At 71.9% G+C, this 18311-nt stretch carries 13 protein-coding genes; 5 read left to right on the top strand and 8 right to left on the bottom strand.

Annotation, left to right across the window (positions count from 1 at the left end; translation table 11 throughout):
• Positions 1–74 precede the first annotated feature (74 nt).
• Together VIS07_22170 and VIS07_22165 are read left to right on the top strand one after the other, a co-directional pair.
• A complete protein-coding gene (locus VIS07_22170; protein HEY8518227.1) occupies positions 75–794 on the top strand; it encodes a TetR/AcrR family transcriptional regulator in 720 nt (239 codons plus the stop codon).
• Between the two features lie 2 nt (positions 795–796).
• Complete coding sequence (locus tag VIS07_22165) at positions 797–2053, top strand: LLM class flavin-dependent oxidoreductase (protein HEY8518226.1); 1257 nt, start codon at positions 797–799, stop codon at positions 2051–2053.
• 42 nt (positions 2054–2095) lie between these two features.
• On the opposite strand, the gene VIS07_22160 is transcribed toward VIS07_22165, so the two are convergent.
• The 7 genes from VIS07_22160 to VIS07_22130 form a co-directional block, all read right to left on the bottom strand.
• Complete coding sequence (locus VIS07_22160; protein ID HEY8518225.1) at positions 2096–4066, bottom strand: sulfatase-like hydrolase/transferase; 1971 nt, start codon at positions 4064–4066, stop codon at positions 2096–2098.
• A gap of 182 nt (positions 4067–4248) precedes the next feature.
• Positions 4249–4767: a hypothetical protein gene (locus tag VIS07_22155; GenBank protein HEY8518224.1), complete on the bottom strand. Its 519-nt coding sequence runs from the start codon at positions 4765–4767 to the stop codon at positions 4249–4251.
• 526 nt (positions 4768–5293) lie between these two features.
• A complete protein-coding gene (locus tag VIS07_22150; GenBank protein HEY8518223.1) occupies positions 5294–5875 on the bottom strand; it encodes a helix-turn-helix domain-containing protein in 582 nt (193 codons plus the stop codon).
• 286 nt (positions 5876–6161) lie between these two features.
• The gene (locus VIS07_22145) at positions 6162–7745 is read right to left on the bottom strand and encodes an NAD(P)/FAD-dependent oxidoreductase (protein ID HEY8518222.1); all 1584 of its coding nucleotides are present in this window, start codon (positions 7743–7745) and stop codon (positions 6162–6164) included.
• A 69-nt stretch (positions 7746–7814) separates the two neighbouring features.
• Complete coding sequence (locus VIS07_22140) at positions 7815–9068, bottom strand: hypothetical protein (GenBank protein HEY8518221.1); 1254 nt, start codon at positions 9066–9068, stop codon at positions 7815–7817.
• Positions 9065–10111 (bottom strand): glycosyltransferase family 9 protein, encoded by a 1047-nt coding sequence (locus tag VIS07_22135; protein ID HEY8518220.1) that lies wholly within the window; start codon positions 10109–10111, stop codon positions 9065–9067. The genes VIS07_22140 and VIS07_22135 overlap by 4 nt, the downstream gene beginning before the upstream one ends.
• Before the next feature lie 65 nt (positions 10112–10176).
• Positions 10177–12090 carry a hypothetical protein gene (locus VIS07_22130; GenBank protein ID HEY8518219.1) on the bottom strand — a complete coding sequence of 638 codons (1914 nt, stop codon included), beginning with the start codon at positions 12088–12090 and terminating at the stop codon, positions 10177–10179.
• Positions 12091–12287: 197 nt separating this feature from the next.
• Between VIS07_22130 and VIS07_22125 the strand changes: the two genes are divergently transcribed.
• From VIS07_22125 to VIS07_22115, 3 genes are all read left to right on the top strand, one after another.
• Entirely contained in the window at positions 12288–13154 is an 867-nt protein-coding gene (locus VIS07_22125) for an ABC transporter substrate-binding protein (GenBank protein HEY8518218.1), read from the top strand.
• A gap of 78 nt (positions 13155–13232) precedes the next feature.
• Complete coding sequence (locus VIS07_22120) at positions 13233–14804, top strand: hypothetical protein (protein HEY8518217.1); 1572 nt, start codon at positions 13233–13235, stop codon at positions 14802–14804.
• A complete protein-coding gene (locus tag VIS07_22115; protein HEY8518216.1) occupies positions 14804–15577 on the top strand; it encodes a class I SAM-dependent methyltransferase in 774 nt (257 codons plus the stop codon). The genes VIS07_22120 and VIS07_22115 overlap by 1 nt, the downstream gene beginning before the upstream one ends.
• A 109-nt stretch (positions 15578–15686) precedes the next feature.
• Here VIS07_22115 and VIS07_22110 read toward each other — a convergent pair whose 3' ends face one another.
• Positions 15687–18236: a TIM-barrel domain-containing protein gene (locus tag VIS07_22110; GenBank protein ID HEY8518215.1), complete on the bottom strand. Its 2550-nt coding sequence runs from the start codon at positions 18234–18236 to the stop codon at positions 15687–15689.
• Positions 18237–18311 lie beyond the last annotated feature (75 nt).

Raw genomic sequence — 18311 nt, 5'->3', positions numbered from 1 at the left:
CGTTGCGAGCCCACAGCGACCGTTCGCGCACGCCCTTGCTAGACTGAGGATTCTAGAACCTTTATTCTAGCAACATGGCGGGCCAGGCGGCTCCACTTCGCGGCGGTGCGGCAGCCCGCGCGACGTCCCGCGAGCGGACGCGCGCGCGTCTCCTCGCCGTCGGACGCCGCGTCTTCGCGCGCAAGGGACACGCGGGCGCGAACCTCAAGGAGGACATCCTCGTCCCCGCTCGTGTCTCGGTCGGCTCGTTCTACCACCAGTTCCGCGACAAGACCGATCTGCTGCTCGCGATCCTCGAGGACCATTCGCGCACGTTTCTCGCGATGATCCAGGAGGCGCACCGGCCGCGTCCGGAAAGCGAGCCCGGCGAGATCGCGCGGCACTCCTTCGAGACCGTGTTCCGCATCGCGGAGCAGAACGACGACCTGTTCCGCATCATGATGCGCGAGCGCGAGAGCGAGGACCCGCGCGTGCGCGCCTACCTGCGCGACAACCATCGTCGCTGGATCGAGAGCCTGGCCGCCGACTACCGGCGCGCCGGAATCCACCCGCGCGGCGGCGACGAGGTGCTGAGGCTCGCCGCCGAGCTCATCAGCGCGACCACGTTCGCGACCGTGCTCGACTACCTCGACCGTCCGCCGCGCGAGCGCGAGAAGATCCGCGCGAAGCTGATCGACGGCCTCGTGCGCTTCACCATCGGCGGCCTCATCGCGCTCACCACACCGATGCCGCTGCCGCAGCAGCGCGCCGCGCGCAAGGCCGCGCGGCGAGGTGATTCGAAAGGAGAGTCCTAGCCATGCAATTCGGCATCTTTTACGAGCACCAGCTGCCGCGTCCGTGGAACGAGGGCGCCGAGCTCAAGCTCTTCCAGGACGCGCTCGAGCAGGTCGAGCTCGCCGACCGACTGGGCATCGAGTACGCCTGGGAGGTCGAGCACCACTTCCTCGAGGAGTACTCGCACTCCTCCGCGCCCGAGGTCTTCCTCGCCGCGTGCAGCCAGCGGACGAAGAACATCCGCCTCGGGCACGGCATCGTGCTGATGCCGCCTGGCTACAACCACCCGGCGCGCGTCGCCGAGCGCATCGCGACGCTCGACCTGGTGAGCAACGGCCGCGTCGAGTGGGGCACCGGCGAGTCGAGCGCGCGGCTCGAGCTCGAGGGCTTCGGCGTCGACCCGATCGCGAAGCGCGAGATGTGGGAGGAGGCGGTGCGCGAGACCGCCAAGATGCTCGCCGCGAACCCCTACCCCGGCTTCAAGGGCAAGTACTTCTCGATGCCGCACCGCAACATCGTGCCGAAGCCGGTGCAGCGTCCGCATCCACCGCTGTGGGTCGCGTGCTCGAACCGCACCACGATCCGCCTCGCCGCGAAGCTCGGCATGGGCGCGCTCACCTTCGCGTTCATCGACCCGAGCGAGGCCAAGTACTGGGTCGAGGAGTACTACGAGACCTTCAAGAACGAGTGCGAGCCGATCGGACAGGCCGTCAATCCAAACGTGGCCATGGTGACCGGCTTCATGTGCCACGAGGACTCCGAGACGGCGCTCAAGCGCGGCCTCGAGGGCTTCCAGTTCTTCGGCTACGCGCTCGCGCACTACTACATCACCGGGACGCACGTCCCCGGACGCTTCAACGTCTGGGAGGACTTCCAGAAGAATCGGAACCAGCCCTTCGCGCCCACCGGCGGCATCGGAAACGTCGAGCAGGTGCGCGAGAACCTCGAGAAGTTCGAGGAGATGGGCGTCGACCAGGTGATCTTCATCCAGCAGGGCGGCAACAACCGCCACGAGCACATCTGCGAGTCGCTCGAGCTTTTCGCGAAGCGCATCCAGCCGGACTTCAAGGAGCGCCACGAGAAGCGCGTCAAGCAGAAGGCCGAGGAGCTCGCGCCCTACATCGAGAAGGCGCTCGCCAAGGTGCCGAAGATCGATCAGCTCGACCCGGTTCCCGAGGTCGACTCGTACCCGGTCCTGATGCAGAAGCTGAACCAGCCGGTGGACGAGAACACCATCGGCAAGCGGCTCGAGCAGACGGTCGGGCCGGTCGGCGGCTGAAGGCTCGCGCTCGTCGTCGAGATCTTTCACACGTAGTCGACGTCACTGCACGTAGCCGAGCGCTCGCAGCGCTCGGCGCGTGCGGTCGTCGTCGCCACGCGCTGGCGCACGAGAGCGCGCGGCGACGTCGGGCGGCGTGACGCGCAGCCGCGCGAGCTGCTCGCGGTGGCGGCGCACGAGCGGCGTCCGCGCCGCGAGGTCGCGCAGCTCGTGCGGGTCGCGCACGCGGTCGTAGAGCTCCTCCTTGCCGTTTGGCCACGCGACGTAGGTGAAGCGCTCGGTGCGCAGCGCGACGCGCTCCTCCGCGAACAGCAGGTTCTCGCTCACCACCGGGCGCGGCTCGTAGGGCGCGCCGCGCAGCAGCGCGGCGAAGCCGGGCGACATCGCGGCTGGCGGCGCGACGCCGAGCAGCTCGAGCAGCGTCGCGGCGAGCGCCTCGATTCCGACCAACTGAGCGACCTCGACGCCGCGCGGACAGCCGGGACAGCGGATGACGAGCGGGACGCGGATCAGCTCGTCGTACAGCGTGTGGCCGTGCTCGACGCCGCCGTGGTCCCAGAGCTCTTCGCCGTGGTCCGCGGTCAGCACGACGACGGCGTCGTCGCCGAGCCCGGACGCGTCGAGCAGACGCAGGACGTCGCCGACCTCGTGATCGACCGCGCGCACCGCACGCTCGTACGCGGCGCGCAGCGCCGCGCGTCCGGTCGCGTCGGGACGGATCTCGCCGGCGCGGAGCTGCGCCATGCGCGGCAAGACGCCGTCCGGTCCGGCGAGCAGATCGTCGCGGAAGCTGCGCGTCGCACCATCGTAGGGCGCGTGCGGGTCGACGTAGTGCAGCCACAGGAACAGTCGGCGCTCGCTCGTCCGCGCGCGCAGGAAGCGCGCCGCGCGTGACGTCACCGCAGCGCCGCGGTCGCTGATCGCGAGCTGCGGCCACGCGCGGCTCGCGAGCCAGAAGCCGAGCGTCGGCTGCAGCGTCAGCAGCGCCTCGCTCTCGAGCGTGACGTTCTCGAACCTAGCGAAGCCGCGTCCGAGCCCGTAGCCGAGGCCGAGGTACGGGTTGGTCACGATGGCGCGCGTCTCGAAGCCGGCGTCCTGGAGGACGGTCGCGAGCGTCGCGTGCGCTTCGGGCAGAGCGCTGCGCGCGAGCGGTCCGTCGCCGATCGGCAGCCCGGCGCCGTGACGGGCGGCGGGCAGGCCGGTGAGCAGCGACGCCAGCGCAGGCAGCGTCCACGGTGCGGACGAGTACGCGGCGCGAAAGCGCGTCCCGGCGGCGGCGAGCGCGCTCGCCTCGGGCATGTGCTGCGGTTCGAGGTGGTCGGCGCGCAGGGTGTCGATGGTGACGAGGACGAGATGGCGCGCCGTCGCCGGACGATCCTGCGCGGGCCGCGCCCGCGCTGACGTCGCCTCGGCGTCGGGAGTGGCGCCGGGGCGCGGCCGTGTTGGTGCCGCCTCGGCGTCGGACGCGTCGCCGAGGCCGAGCGCCGCGGCGAGGACGTCGCCGATCACGCCGTGGCTCTCGCGCCGGACGAGCCACGCGACGCCCGCCGCGGCGGCGAGGTGCACGCCGAGCGCGAGCGCGACGAGGATCCTCAGACGTCGCCCGGTGCAGCGCGCGAGCAGCGCGCGCATCGCGGCTTCCGCGCCGAGCCCCGCGCCCACCGCGAGCGGCAGCGCCGCGACCGCGAGCGCATCGGCGAGCCGCACGTCACCCGCGCCGCGCCAGCTCGCGACGACGGCCGCAACGACCCGCAGCAGCGCCGCAGCGAACCCGAGCGCGAGCAGCGCCGACGTCATCGCACGCGCGTCGCGCCGGGTCGCGCTCGACACCAGAGCGAGCAGCAGCGCGAGCGGTGCGAGCAGCACGAGCCAGACGACGAACGGCGCCGTCAAGCATAGCGGCACGCTCGCGTGCGGCGCGATCGCGCGGTTGTGCCAGAGCGCGAGCGCCGCGTCGACGACGCCGAGCACCGCGGCCGCGATCAGCAGAGCGGCGGCCGCCGTGCGAAGCACGCCTTTCGGCGGCTGCGGCTGGGCCTCCATCGCGCGCCGTGCGAGAGCACGACGCGTGCCTCCCGCGCGCGGCACGTGGCCGCGCGCGGGAGCAATCCCTCTCGACGCCCGCGCTGAATCAGGGCGTCAAGCGTTACACGAGCTGCGCAACGTCGTGCTGCGACGTTGCGCGCCGCGCAGGCTCAGCTCCAGAGGCTGCGCTTGCGGGCCCGCAGGCCGCGGCGGCTGCCCTTCGAGTTCGAGCGACGGCGACCGTCGTCGTAGCCGTCGCCGCGCGACTCGAAGTACGGCTGCGGCGCCGGATCGGCCGCGAAGCTACGCGGCGCGAAGCGATCACCACCGCCGCGCGGCGCGAAGCCGTTCGGACGAAAACCACCGGGCGCGGGCGCGCCAGCGGGCCGCGGCGGCGGCTTGTCGTCGGCGTCGTTGACGCGCAGCCGACGGCCACCCATCTCGTGGCCGTTCAGCTTCTGAATGGCGGCCGCGCACGCTTCTTCACTGGCGAATTCGACGAAAGCAAAACCTCTCGAGCGTCCGGTCTCGCGATCCGTCCCGATCCTCGCTTTCACGACCGGACCCACCTCGGAGAAGAGCGACGTCAGCTCCTCTTCCGTGGCGGAGAAACTCAGATTACCCACAAACGCGGTTCTCGACACAAACCTTCCTTTCGGCTTCGCTTCCGCAACATGGCTGCCTTTCACAGCCTTCCCAGTGGAACGATCGGCGGCCTGTAGCACGATGCTTCAAGCGCCGACAAGTACGAAGATTCGGTGAAATCAAGCTTAGGCTCCGCGGCCCGCGACGAGCGTTTCACCACGTGCATCACGAAAGCAGAGGCAACGCGAGCGGCGAGCACACGCGCCGCGCACGCCCGACGCGGTGAGCAGGCATTCCACCGAACGCCGTCGCGCCGCATCCCGACGCGCTACTTGACGCCATCGACCGATCGACGCCGGTCGCTGGCGCTGCTGATGCACTCGTTGAGGCAAACCGATCCCGTTGGTGAGTCGCTGTGCGCTGCAAGCCCCGAGCCAGATCTGACGCCGAGATCCGGCATCGAGCCCGAGCGGGCTCTCGTTGGGCGAGCGCTACTGCTTCCTCCTCGTCACGAGCACGAGATATGGGAACGACGGGGTCAAGAGCTTCGTCCCTCATTACATGCATTCCGCCGTCGACGCCAGCGCGCTCGCGGACCAGCGCAACGATTTTCGGACGGGCGGCGGCGGATCATGAGCGCTGCGATCGCGGCGTCAGTCCCTCGACGATGGCATCCGTGATCTGTCGTGCGAGCCGTCGAGTCAACGCCTTCGCTTTGTGCATCGGACGCAGCTGGAGGTGCACGGTGACCGCGCCGATGAACAGGTTCGCGGCCAGCTCTGCGTTTCCGGCGGGCATCACGAGGCGTCCGGACGCTTGTGCGCTCTCGAGGACACCCTTGAACACGTCGCGCAGCTGCTCCCAGACCGAGATCACGTCGTAGCGCCGCGGCCCCGGACGGGCGGCCTCGAAGATCGCGATCTGCACGGTCTCGGGGTTGAGCTGCGCGCCGCGGAACAGCGTCCAGACGAGCTCCGCGAGGACCTCGTGCACGTCGGCGTCCGGGTCGGCCTGCAGGCGACGCGCGACGCGCGCGAAGCGCTCGACGAAGGGCTCGCTCGTGCCTGACAGCACCGCACGGTAGAGCCCGAGCTTGCTGCCGAAGTGGTGGTAGAGCGACGGCGCCTCGACGCCGGCGCGCTCGAGGATCTGACGCGTGGTCACCGCGTCATATCCAAGTTCGGCGAACAGGCTCGCCGCCGCGGCGAGCAGACTCTCGCGCCCGGGCAGGCGGTTCGCGCGACGGTCGCCGGAGACGCTGCCCGGCCGCCGACCGCGCTTGCGTCGCGTCGAACCCCGCGCGCCGGCTCGCGGCGATCTGGGGGCCGCAGTCGCGGCGGCGCCCATGCGGCGTGCGCCCGACCGGCGTGGCGCGCTCGTCTTCTCGTTCTTCAACGGAGTTCCGCGATTCGTGGCGGCCGGTCGGCCCGGAGGACCGGGCGACTCGCGCTCAGCCCATAGCGTAGTTCGCCCTCGGCCGCCAGCCAGAAGCGCCCGCTCAGCGCTCCTCGTGATACTCGTCCTCGGTGTTCACCGCCCAGATGTTGTCCTTGGCGACGACGCCGTTGCGGATGTTCTCGACCGCGGCCATGGCGGTGAGCATCGAGTGGTCCTGGTTGTTGTAGCGGTGCATGCCGTTGCGGCCGACCAGGAACAGGTTCTCGAAGCGGTCGAGCCACTCGCGCACGCGGTCGAACTCCTCGAAGGTGCCGGTGTAGGCGGGATAGGTCTTCGGCACCCGGATGACGACGCCGTCGAGCACGTCGGACGCGTCGATGACGTCGATGCGCGCGAGCTCGTCGGCGGCGAAGCGCAGCATGTCGGCGTCGGACATGCTCCAGAGCTCGTCGCCCTCCTTGCAGAAGTACTCGAGCCCGACCCAGACGGTGCTCGGGTCCTTCACCAGCCACGGGCTCCAGTTGTTGAAGATCTGCAGGCGGCCGATCTTCACGTCGCGCTCCTGGATGTAGATCCAGTTGTCCGGCACGAGCCCGTCCGGCATGCCGGGACGCGCCTCCCCTCGGATTTTGAGCTTGCGGAGCAGCAGGCCGACCGTGATGAAGTCGCGATAGACGAGCCCCGCCGCGATGCGCGCGACGTCGGCGGGTGGCTCGACGTCGAACGCCCGCACCAGCTCGCGCACCGGCATGGTCGAGAAGAAGTAGTCACCGTCGAGACGGCGACGCGCGCCGCTGTGGACCTCGCGCGCCTCGACCGCGACGACGCGCCGACCGGCGGTGTGCACGCGATCGACCTCCCACCCGAGGTGCACCTCGCCGCCGCGCTCGCGCACCTCGCGCGCGACCTCCTGCCAGAGCTGCCCCGGACCGAGCTTCGGATAGAGGAAGCGCTCGATCAGGCTGGTCTCGGCCTTCTTCTGCTCGATCGACTGATCCGGGAACAAGAGCGAGCGCACCGCGTGCCAGAGCGCGCGCCCCATCGACACGCCCTTGATCCGCTGCGCGCCCCACTCCGGCTTGATCTCGCTGCACGGCACGCCCCAAACCTTCTCCGTGTAGTCCTTGAAGAAGGTGCGGTAGAGCTCGCGGCCGAAGCGGTTGATGAAGAAGTCCTCGAGCGAGCGCTCCTCGCGCAGCGGCGCCACGCGGACGCGCAGGTAGCTGAGCCCGATGCGGATCGCCGAGGCGAGGCCGAGCTTGCGCAGCGTCCCGACGCTCAGCTGGATCGGGTACGGGAAGAGCTGGCGGCGGAAGAAGATGCGCGACACGCGCGGCCGCAGCAGCATGACGCGATCGGTCTGCGTCGGATCGGGCGCGGGCCGCGCCGCACGGACCGCGCGCGAGCTGTTCTGGTAGGTGATCCGCACCTCGCCGTCGCCGTTGCCGGGCAGCTCGAAGGGCAGGATCTTCTCCCACCACTCCATCACGCGGTCCGACTTGGAGAAGAAGCGGTGGCCGCCGATGTCGATGCGGTTGCCCTTGTAATTGACGGTGCGCGCGAGACCGCCGACGTCGTCCGTCGCCTCGAGGACGATCGGGCGCACGTCGGTGTGCTCGAGGAGCTCGTAGGCGGCGGTCAACCCGGCCGGCCCCGCGCCGATGATGATCGCACTTTTCGCCACGACGCCAGGGGCTGGATGTTCGCGCTTCACCGATAGCCTTTCAACGCACGCCACGCGCGCATGCCGACGTCAGCCGAGCGAGGTGACGTACACGCCGTAGGCGTTGAGCGCGACCGCGTAGCCGATCAGCACGAAGAGCACGCGACGCCACCACCGTCCGGGGCGCGCGAACGCGCTCAGCGCCACCGGCAGCAGCAGCGGGTAGAAGTCCTGCGCGTAGCGCGCGCCGAACTGCGCGTAACCGCTCCCGAAGTAGACCAGGTAGAAGCACTGCATCAGGACCGCGCTCGGCAGCAGCCACCGCACGAAGCGCCGTCGCCAGTCGAGCAGGAAGACGCCGAGGAAGAACGGGCTCATCACGAAGTACGACTGTCCCTCGAGGCCGAAGCGCAGGTAGGGGAAGGTCGGCAGCAGCTCCGGGTGGGCGTACGTGTAGGTCGGCCAGTTGGTCGGCAGGTAGCGCAGCGAGAACTGCGGTCCGCGCAGACCCCACTGGTTCCAGCCCGCGACGTACGGCGACATGAGCGGATCGCCGAGCGTCGACCACTGGAACGCGAGCACGAGCAGCAGCGGCGGCAGGCCGCCGAGCGCGAACAGCGCGCCGCGACGCACGAGCACGGCGAGCGAGCGCTCCTGCCAAGCGAGCGACGCGAGCCGCAGCAGGAACACCAGCCCCGCGAGCGCGATGACGTAGCGCACCTGCACCGCCACCATGAAGGCGAGCCCGGCGAGGAACCAGCGCTCGTGCACGAACGCGAGCAGCAACGCGAGGAGCAGGAAGAAGTTCCCCTCGTCGTGCATCAGCAGCCAGGTGTCGCCCCGGTGCGCGGAGTACAGGAGCGGCGTGCCGAGCACGTAGGCGACCACCGCGGGACGCGCGAGCTGCGCCATGCCGTCGAGGCCGCGGAGCAGGCGGAAGAGCAGCACCGCGGAGCCGAAGATCAGCAGCGAGTTGAACGGCGGCTGCCCGAGCTCGCCGCGCGTGAGCCACGCGTACGGGACGAGGACGAAGCTCACCATCGGCGGGTACGCGAGGTAGTCGCGCCCGTCGTGGCGGTACATCTCGATCCACTTGTAGAACTGCGGCAGGTAGGTGCGTCCCTGGACGAGCTCACGCGCGAGCCGCAGCGGCCCGTCGTAGACGTTGTCCGCGGGCGTGACCGCGACGAGGACGAGCGCGATCAAGGCGAACAGCGCGATCGTTCGGACACGCTCGCTGCGCAGGCGTCCGACGATGCGCGCCGCGCGCGATCCGGGAGTCGTCGTGACGAGCGGCGCCGGCGCCGTCACCCCGGGCTGCGCGACGTCGCCGACCGCCGTCATGCGGGCGCGACCTTCGCCGCGACGGCGGCGAACACGTCCTCCGGCGCGATGCCGAGCATCGAGCGTCCATTCGCCGCAGGACCGGACGGGCGCACGACGACGTGCTGCGCGCCGTACGGTCCGTAGATTGCCGGATCCTTCGGTCCGAAGAGCGCCACGCACGTCACGCCGGCTGCGACCGCGAGGTGCATCGGACCGGTGTCGGCGGACACGAAAACCGCTGCACCGCGGATCAGCTCGACGAGCTCGAGCAGCGACTCCGTCCGTGGCGCCACGCGCGCCGCACCACCCGAGAGCTCGGCGACCTTCTGCGCGAGCGGCTCCTCGCCCGGCCCCCAGGTCACGAGCACCGGACGTCCGAGCCGCTCACCCACGAGCCGCGCGAGCGCCGCGAAGCGCTCCGGCGGCCAGCGCTTCTCCGCGCCGTGGTCGCTGGTCCCGGGATGGAGCACGACGTACGCCTTGGCTCCGAGCCCGGACTGCGTCAAGTAGCTTCGGACGCGCTCCGCGGCGGCGGCGTCGTGCGGCAGGACGTACTCGCGCGCGTCGCCGTCGATGCCGAGCGCGCCGAGCAGCGAGACGAACTTGTCGACCCGGTGCGGACGCGATGCCGGCGGCGTCACCTGCTCCGTCGACAGCAGATGGTTGAGCTCGTAGTCGTGGCCGCGCGCGAAGCCGATGCGGCGCGGCGCCCGGCTCGCGAGCGCGTGCACGGCGCCTTTCAGGTTGCTCTGCTCGTCGAGCACGACGTCGTAGCGCTCGTCCCGGATCTCGCGCGCGTAGGCGCGCACCTCGCGCGCGAGCTGCGCCCAGCCGCTCGGACTCGGTCGGCGCAGCATCTCGCGCCAGCGACGGCGCGGAAAGACGTGCACGCGGTCGACGAACGGGTGGCCGACGATCACGTCCTTCGCGCGGTCCTCGACCGCGAAGCCGATGAACGCCTGCGGCAGCGCGCGGCGCAGCAGCGTCAGCGCCGGAAGCACGTTGACGACGTCGCCGATCGCGCTCAGGCGAACGAGCAGCACGCGTTCCGGCGCCGGCATGGCGCGGGAATGCTAGCGGCCTCGGACGCGCCTGCAAGGCGCGCGGCGCGTGACGGCCCCGATCCTCAGTGTCCCGTGTGCGCCGCGTGCCCCGCCGGGTCGGCGTGCCCCGCGTGCGACGACGCGCAGCCCTGCGCCGGCGGCACCGCGAAGCCGACGAAGTCCGAGCGCCGCGCCGCGCTCGCAGACGCGAGCGCACCGATCTGCCCCGGCCGCGGTCCCTCGGCGTCGGGATCCTCGTCGGGCACGTAGTACTGCCCGAGCAGGATGAACATCTCGTTCTCCGTGCTCTCGCCGCCGGTGATGCGACAGGCGTCGCAGAAGCCGTCGCCCGCGCCGGGGGACGTGTCGCACGTGGCGTCGTCGCCGACGCCGCTGCACGGCGCGCCGACCTTGCCTTCGGCGCACGCGACCGGGTTGCAGCGTCCCGGCACGCCGGGGATGAAGACGCTCGCCGGCAGACGCGAGAAGCGCGTCACCGTCTCGGGATCGGGCGAGCCGTCTTCCTTGACGCCGTTGTTGAACAGCGAGCAGTAGCGCAGCGTGCGCTCGGCCGGGTTCGGCGAGTCGAAGATCAGCGGCGGATCGTAAACCGCGGCGAGCGGGTCGTTGTAGACGAAGCTCTCGTAGATGCGCGTGCCGTCGGGCAGGTCGACGGTGAAGTGCTTGCCGCGCTGGTGCGTGTGCGACGAGAGGCCGAAGAGCCGCGCCCCCTTCGGGAGCACGTGGTCGTGGCAGAGCGTCTGCGTCGTGAAGGGTGCGGCGTTCGCGGAGAAGATGCGGCTCACGTCGAAGATCCCGCGCACCGGGTGACGCTGCTCCTCGGGCTCCGCGAACCAGTAGTTGAGGCGCGCGTTCATCAGGTGGTCGGACTTCGTCAAGTTGAACGCGTGCGAGTTCCAGTAGAGGATTCCCTTCAGCGGAATCTGCGCGAACACGCCGTCGACGTACTCCGTCGTCTGCTGCGCCTGCTGCGCGCCGCCGATCTGGATGCTCGCCACGCCGCCTTGCACCGGTGGTCCGAAGCCGGTGCAGGTGAAGCCGTCGCGGTACTCGGTCGCGCAGAGCCCGCTGCCGCACGACGTCAGGTCCGTCGGCTCGCACGGCTCGCCCGCGCGCTCGCCGCCCTTGCACGTCCACGGGCCGAAGGCCGGGTGGTGGATGTCCTCCACCGGCACGCGCGAGTAGTTCAGGATGAGGTGGTGGCTCTGCGGGTCCTGACGCAGCTCGCTCGCCTTGAAGCGGAAGTACTGCCCGCTCGGGTCGCGGTACTGCTCGGGCACCTGATCGGTGAGGTCGTAGTACGACGCGAAGCACACCTCGTGCTCGCTGTTGGCCGGCAGCAGCCACGGCGGCATGACGAGCTGCACGCCCTCGCCCGGCGGCGGCGGATCGAGCGGCTTGATGGTGATCGGCTCGGGCTCGGGCAGGCACGCGTCGAGGAGACCCTCGGTGCCGATCACGGTCCCGGTCTCCGGCGCGCCGGCGTAGATCCAGATGCGCAGCGCCTCGAGCTCGTTCTCGGTCAGCGGCTCGAGGCCGAGCGGCATCGGCGCGCCGCCGATGTCGACGGTGCCGGGACGCGTCGCCGCCGCGAGCTTGAGCCACAGGTAGCTGCGGTCGTTGTCGCCGGGCACGACGCGACGGAGCGGGCTGCCGAGCGACGGCGCCTCGAACAGGTTCCGGTAGGCGACGTCGCGCGTGAGCTGCAGCCCGCCGGACGCGCCGCTGCCGTGGCAGACGTCCTGCGTGCAGCCGCGCTTCTCGAAGATCACCTGCTGGATCGCCTCGAACGTGCTCGCGAAGCTCTCGCCGCCCTCGCACGCGGGCGAGCCCGGACCCGGATCGGGTCCGGGCTCCGTGCCCGGCGCGAAACCGGAAGAGCCGTGACCGCCACACGCCGCCAGCACGACGCAGGCGACGCCAGCGGCGAGCACGGCGCGGGCCGTGCGGAGCGAGAGACGAGGGATACGGGACATGACGACGCCTTCCGTGCTGGCCCGGCGCGGGGAACGTTGCCGGGGACTCGTTCAGCGGGAGCGCGCGAGCATGGCGTACGGGTGCGGAGAGCGCAACCGCGACCGGCGCCGGCGTCCGAGCGGCGCGCCCTCTCGCTTCGCGCGCGTCACTCGGGAAGAGTGAGGCGCCAACGCGCTTGGCGAGGGGAGGCTCGGGCATGAAGCAGGTGAAGCTCTCGCTGCTGCGCGGCGTATGCCAGATCCCGGCCTACGTCGCCCACGAGAAGGGAATGTTCGCGTCCGAGGGAATCGACTCGGTGCTCGAGGTCGAGCCCACCGCGTGGATGGTGCCGCGCAAGCTCGCGTCGGGCGAGAGCCAGTTCGCGGTGATCCCGTGGACGCGCGTCGCCGCGGGCGGCGACGTGCCGATGCTCGTCGTCTGCGGCTCGGGCCACGAGGAGGCCGCCGTCGTCGTGCGCAGCGGTGTCGAGCTGCGCGACGTCGCGCGCGTCACCGTGCCGCTGCGCGGCGGGATGAAGGACCTGACCGCGATGGCGCTCATCGAGGGCCTCGGCTGGCGCGACGTCGAGATCCTCCGCCAGCCGTCGGGCGACGGCGCGATCATCTCGCTGTTCGGCCAGGGCACGGACGCGGCGTCGATGGTCGAGCCGTACGCGACGATGATGGAGATGCTCGACGTCGGACGCATCGTGCGGCGCACCGGCGACGTCTGGTCCGGCGCCCCCGGCTGCTCGCTGACCACCACCGTCGCGCAGCGCGACGAGGATCCCGCCACCGTCGCCGCGGTCGTGCGCGGCTTCGTGCGTGCGACCCGCTTCGTCGCGGAGCACCCCGCGGAGTCGGCCGAGATCGCGTCGCGCTACATCGGCGTCGACGCGCGCTTCATCGCGAGCGCGCTCGAGCGCAACCGGCCGCACCCCGACGCGATCCGCAACCAGTCGGCGATGGACGAGATCTTGAGCTTGATGGTGCGCCTCGGCTACCTCGAGCGCATCCCGTCGGGCTACGCCGACCTGAGCTTCCTCGACGCTTGCTGCACCGAGCACGCCGCAGCCGGCGGATGAGGCGGGCGGGCGAGCGTACGGCGCAGGTCGTCGAGCGGCACGAGCCGTCACGCCCGCGCCCGCTTCCGGGGTGAGCCGGTGCAGCTCGAGCGTGCGCGCCGCCTCGCGCGCCTCGCGGGCGGCTACCTTTCCTACCTGCGGACGCCGCTCGACGAGGCGTCGGCGCGCGACCGGCTGCGCGAGCGCCTCGCCGAGCGCGAGGAGCGCTTTCTCGGCTGCGCGCGCGAGCTGATCTACGCCTGGCCCGAGAGCCCGCTGCGCGCACTCCTGCTCTGGGCCGGCTGCGGTCAGGGCGAGCTCGAGCGCGCGGTGCGCCGCGACCGTCTCGAGCGGACGCTCGCCGCGCTGCGCGACGCCGGCGTGTACTTGACGCTCGACGAGGTGAAGGGTCGGCGCCCGATCCGCCGCCCGGGTCTCGAGCTGCACGTGACGCAGGCGAGCTTCGACAACCCGCTCCTCGGCGGCGGCCTCGTCGGCAAGACGAGCGGCAGCCGCGGCAGCACGTCGCGCGTCCTCTACGGCTGGGACTTCTTCGCCGAGGAGGCGGCCAACGAGGCCCTGCTCTACGCGGCGCACGACGCGTCCGAGCTCCCGGGCGCGTTCTGGCTGCCTGGCCCGCCCAGCATCTCGGGCATGCACAACCTGCTCGTCGAGCTCAAGTTTCGCCGCGCGCCCGAGCGCTGGTTCTCGCACCTCGCGCCACCGGCGACGGAAGCCGCGGGGCTCGCCTTCCTGCGCCTCGGAGCGCGCGCGCAGGGGCTGCGCGTGCCGCGCATCGAGCCCACCGGCAGCGCCGACGCCACGCGGGTCGCACGCTGGCTCGCCCGCGCCCGCGACCAGCGCGGCGGCGCGGTGCTGAAGGCGTTCGCGACCTCCGCCGTGCGGGTCGCGGCGGCGGCCCGCGAGAGCGGCCTCGACCTCGGCGGCTGCGTCGTGCTCGCCGGCGGCGAGGCGCTGAGCCCGCGCCGCACGGCGTTCGTCCGCGCAAGCGGCGCGCGCGTGCACGCGCGCTACGTGACGACCGAGACCGGCCTCGTCGCGGGCAGCTGCCGTCACGCCGGCGACGACGCTCCCGATCGCATGCACGTCTACGCCGACCGGCTCGCCGTGATCCCGAGCGCGGACGGCACACACGCGGCCGATGGCGTCGCGCCGCTGCTGTTCACGACGCTCTCGCCCGCGAGCGGCAAGGTGCTGCTCAACGCCGACCTGGGCGACGCGGGTCGTCTCGAGCGCCGCACCTGCGGCTGCCCGTTCGGCGAGCTCGGGCTCGAGCTCACGGTGTCCGGCGTGCGCAGCGACGACAAGCTCACCTTCGAGGGCGTGACGATCGCGCACGCGATCCTCGACGACGCGATCGGCGCCGTGGTCGAGGAACTCGGCGGCGCCCCCGACGCCTACCAGCTCGTCGACCAGCGCGACGAGCGCGGGCTCGGACGCCTCGTCGTCAAGCTGAGCCCGAGCGTGGGCGCGTTTCGCGCCGACCACGTCGCCGAGCGCATCCTCGCCGAGCTCGCGCGACGCGACCCGGCGGGCGCGATCGCGGCGCGTCTGTGGCGCGACGCGGACGTGCTGCAGATCGTCGCGGCGGATCCCGAGCTCGCGCCGAGCGCCAAGCTGCCGCGCGTCGTGCGGCAGGTCGCGCGGTGATGCACGCGCCGAATCCCTACCGCGACCGCTTCGATCCCGAGGTCTGGGGTCTCCTCCACGACGGCGCCGACGCGGGCCCGGCGACCTGGATCTTCCGCCGCGGCATGGAGCTCGCGCGCGAGGAGTGGGTCGCGCGGCGAAGCGGCGCCGCAGGCGACGCTTCCGCTGCGCCGTGGCTCGACCTCGGCTGCGGCGGCGGCCACCTGACGGCGATCCTCGCCGCGCTCGGACCGGTCGTCGGCATCGACCACGACGTGCGCATGCTGCGGCTCGCGCGCGGGCGCCGCGAGACCAGCAGCGCCGCGAGTGGTGCTCCGCGTCCGGTGCTCGTGGTCGCGCGCGCCGAGGCGCTGCCGCTCCGCGCCCGCAGCGTCGCCGGCGTCGCCGCGGTGTCGCTGCTCGGCTGTCTGCGCGACGCGACGCCGCTCGTGCGCGAGGCGGCGCGCGTGCTGCGTCCGGGCGGCGTCTTCGTCTTGACGATCACCAACCGCGCAAGCCTGCTGCGCCGCGCCGAGCGCTTCGTCACGCTGCTCGGGCCGTCACGCGAAGCCGCGGGCGATCCGGTGCGCCCCTACGCCTACCGCGAGATCGCGCGCGCGCTCGCGGACGCGGGCTTCGCCGTCGAGCGCGTCCGCCCGTACGGCTTCCACCTGCAGCTCGGCGCGCGGACGCTACCATCCTTCACGCTGTCGCAGGCGCTCGAGCGCCGCGTCGGCGGCGTCGCCGGTCGGATACTCGCGCGCAACCTGCTGCTGGTCGCACGACGCTCTTGATCCTGCGATTATGCTTGACGCAGGACGCGCGGACGCCGCGGCGTCGCGAAGCGTCCGCGCGCGAGCCCGTGGGCACGAGCCGCCGCTCGACGTCAGCGACGGCGCGACGTCAGCCACACGTGCGGCGCACGACCAGCGTCCCCGTGCCCGCGACCTCCGCGTGCAGCACGCCGCTCGCCGCATCGTACGACCACAACCCCGGCGCGAGCTTGCGTCCGCTCCACTCGACGGCGCACGGCGTGAACGGACGCTCGAGCGACGACAGCGTCGCAGCGATCTTCCAGCGCACGTTCGGCGCCTCGATCTCGAGCCGCCAGCCGTCCGCGGCCTCGCGCGACGCAAGCCGTCCGCGCTCGAAGCGCGTCGTCGACTCGCCGCGCGGGAACGCGAGGATGCGGCGCTCGCCGCGGCGGTCGGCGAGGCGCACGATGCCGGGCGTTCCCGCGCCGTAGTCGGCGAGCGTGTCGACGTCGGGCGGCAGCAGGACGAGCATCGCGCCCGCACGCACGAAGAGCGGCAGCTCCTCGAGCGGAGCGGGCACCTCGACGTCGCGCCCGCCGTCGAGCACCTCCGCGCCGACCGGCTCGAACGAGCCGTCCGCCTCGACGAAGCGCACGCTGCGCCAGAAGTCGATCCACTCGCCGGCGGGCAGATACAGACGGCGCGTGCGCGCGCCCGGCTCGAGCACGGGTGCGGCGAGCAGGTCGGAGCCGAACAGGATCTGGTCGTCGATGTCGAGCACGCGCGGATCGTCCGGGTAGGCGAGCACCAGGTGGCGCATCATCGGCAGGCCGCTTCGCCGGTACTCCGCGGCGACCTCGGCGACGTACGGGTAGAGCTGCGTGCGCAGCTTCGCGTAGCGCCGCCAGATGCCGATGTTCTGCGGGTCCTCGACCTGCGGCCGGTCGTAGCTCGGGACCGCGATCCCGTCGCGCTGCGTCCGCATGACGCCCGACACGAGCCCGACCTGCACCCAGCGGATCAGCAGCTCGTCGGTGAGCAGGCGTCCGTTGAAGGAGAAGAAGCCGCCGATGTCCGAGCCCCAGACGCCGATGCCGGAGAGCCCCATGCCGAGCCCCGCGCGCACCGTCGAGGCGAGGCCGTCGTAGCCCCAGTCGGTCGTCGGGTCGCCGCCCCACACGACCTGCGCGCACGGCGCGACACCCGTCCAGCCCGAGCGCTGGTAGCGCACGATCGGACGACGCTGCTTGCGCGCGAAGTCCCAGGCCGCGCAGTGGTAGTCGACCACGAAGCGGTTGTGCGCGGCCGAGCCGCGGCGGCCGTCGTGCGCGCGCGCGTCGAGCGGCGTGTACTCGCCGAAGTCCTCCATCCAGCCGTCGTGGCCGTCGGCCACCGCGAGCGACAGCAGGTTGTGGAACGCGCGTCGCCCGGGTCCGAACGAGAAGTCGTACTGCCCGACGATGAACGGCCGCGTCGTGAAGTAGGTGTAAAGATAAGGATCGCCGGCCTGGTCGAGGAGCAGCGCGCGCGTGCGCGTCGCGTGACGGAAGGCGTCCGTGTAGTCCTGGCAGAGCATCGGGTTGAAGTAGGTCGTCACCGCGACGCCGAGCTCGTGCAGGCGCGAGGTGCGCTCCGGCTCGCGCGCCCGGTTCGCGCCGCACGGCAGGTAGTGCAGGTAGGTCTGCGCGACCGAGAGCGGCGCGTCGGCCTCGCGCAGCGCCGCGACCTGCTCGACCTGCTGGTCGACCGAGCCGCCGGGCTGGAACCACGGTCCGAACGGCCACGCGGCCTCGAGCTCGGGCTGCCGTCCGACGACGCGCGTGAAGCGCTCGAGGACGTCCGCCGGACGCGGCCCCGCGAAGACGAGGAAGCGCAGCTCGCGTGGCGCGGGCAGCGGTGCCACGACCTCGTCGTCCGGAGCGCCCTGCACCTCGAAGCTCCACGCGTCGGCGCGCTCGCTCGCGAGGTGGTGGTAGGTCGTGTCGTCGTTGGTCACGAGCACGCCGTAGCCCGCGGACGACAGCAGCCACGGCATCGGGAAGTACGTCGCGTCGAGCCGCGGTCGGAAGCCCACCGGAGGCAGCAGCTCCTCCATCAGCGGGTACTCGTCCTCCTGGTACGGCCCGTCCGAGACGTAGCTCTCGACGTCCGCGCCGCGGTGCTCGACGGCGTTCGCGCGCTCACCGAAGCCGAAGAAGCGCTCGCCGTCGCGCGCGGCCCAGGCGGCGCCGAGCGCGCGCACGTCGGCCGACGAGCCCTCGATCTCCATCGTCACCGCGATGACGCCGTCGCCTTCCGCCTCGACGTGTAGCGCGAGCGTGCGCCCCGCGGGATCGTCGGTCGCGAGCGCCGCGCGCAGGGCGCGCTGGTTGCGCTGCAGGATGCGCGTCGCCTGCGTCGCGTGCCGCCAACCGTCATCGACGCGGAAGCCGAGCGTGCCGGCAAACGCCGCGTCGCTCGTCGGCGCGTCGGCGAGCAGCACGCCGCGCGCGTCCTCGAAGACGAGGCGGAACGGATTCGCCTCGACGCGCGCCGTGAGCGGACCCGCGACGACGCTGGCGCTGCTCGGCACCTCGGCGCGTCCGTCGGTCGCGACGGCTACGTCCGCGACGAGGAGCGCGACGGCGGCGAGCGTCCGCACGAAGCGCGCGCGACCCTGCCGCGCGGCGAGGAGCGTTCTCGAGTGTCCGTAGGTCATGGGGCTCCATCCTCCGACGTGCCGACCGCGCCGCGCAACCGCGAACCAGCGCGCGGTCGGTACCCGTAACGAGAA

Source organism: Candidatus Binatia bacterium (assembly GCA_036563615.1).
Lineage (GTDB): Bacteria > Desulfobacterota > Binatia > UBA12015 > UBA12015 > DATCMB01.
This window is presented reverse-complemented; position numbering and strand designations above follow the sequence as displayed.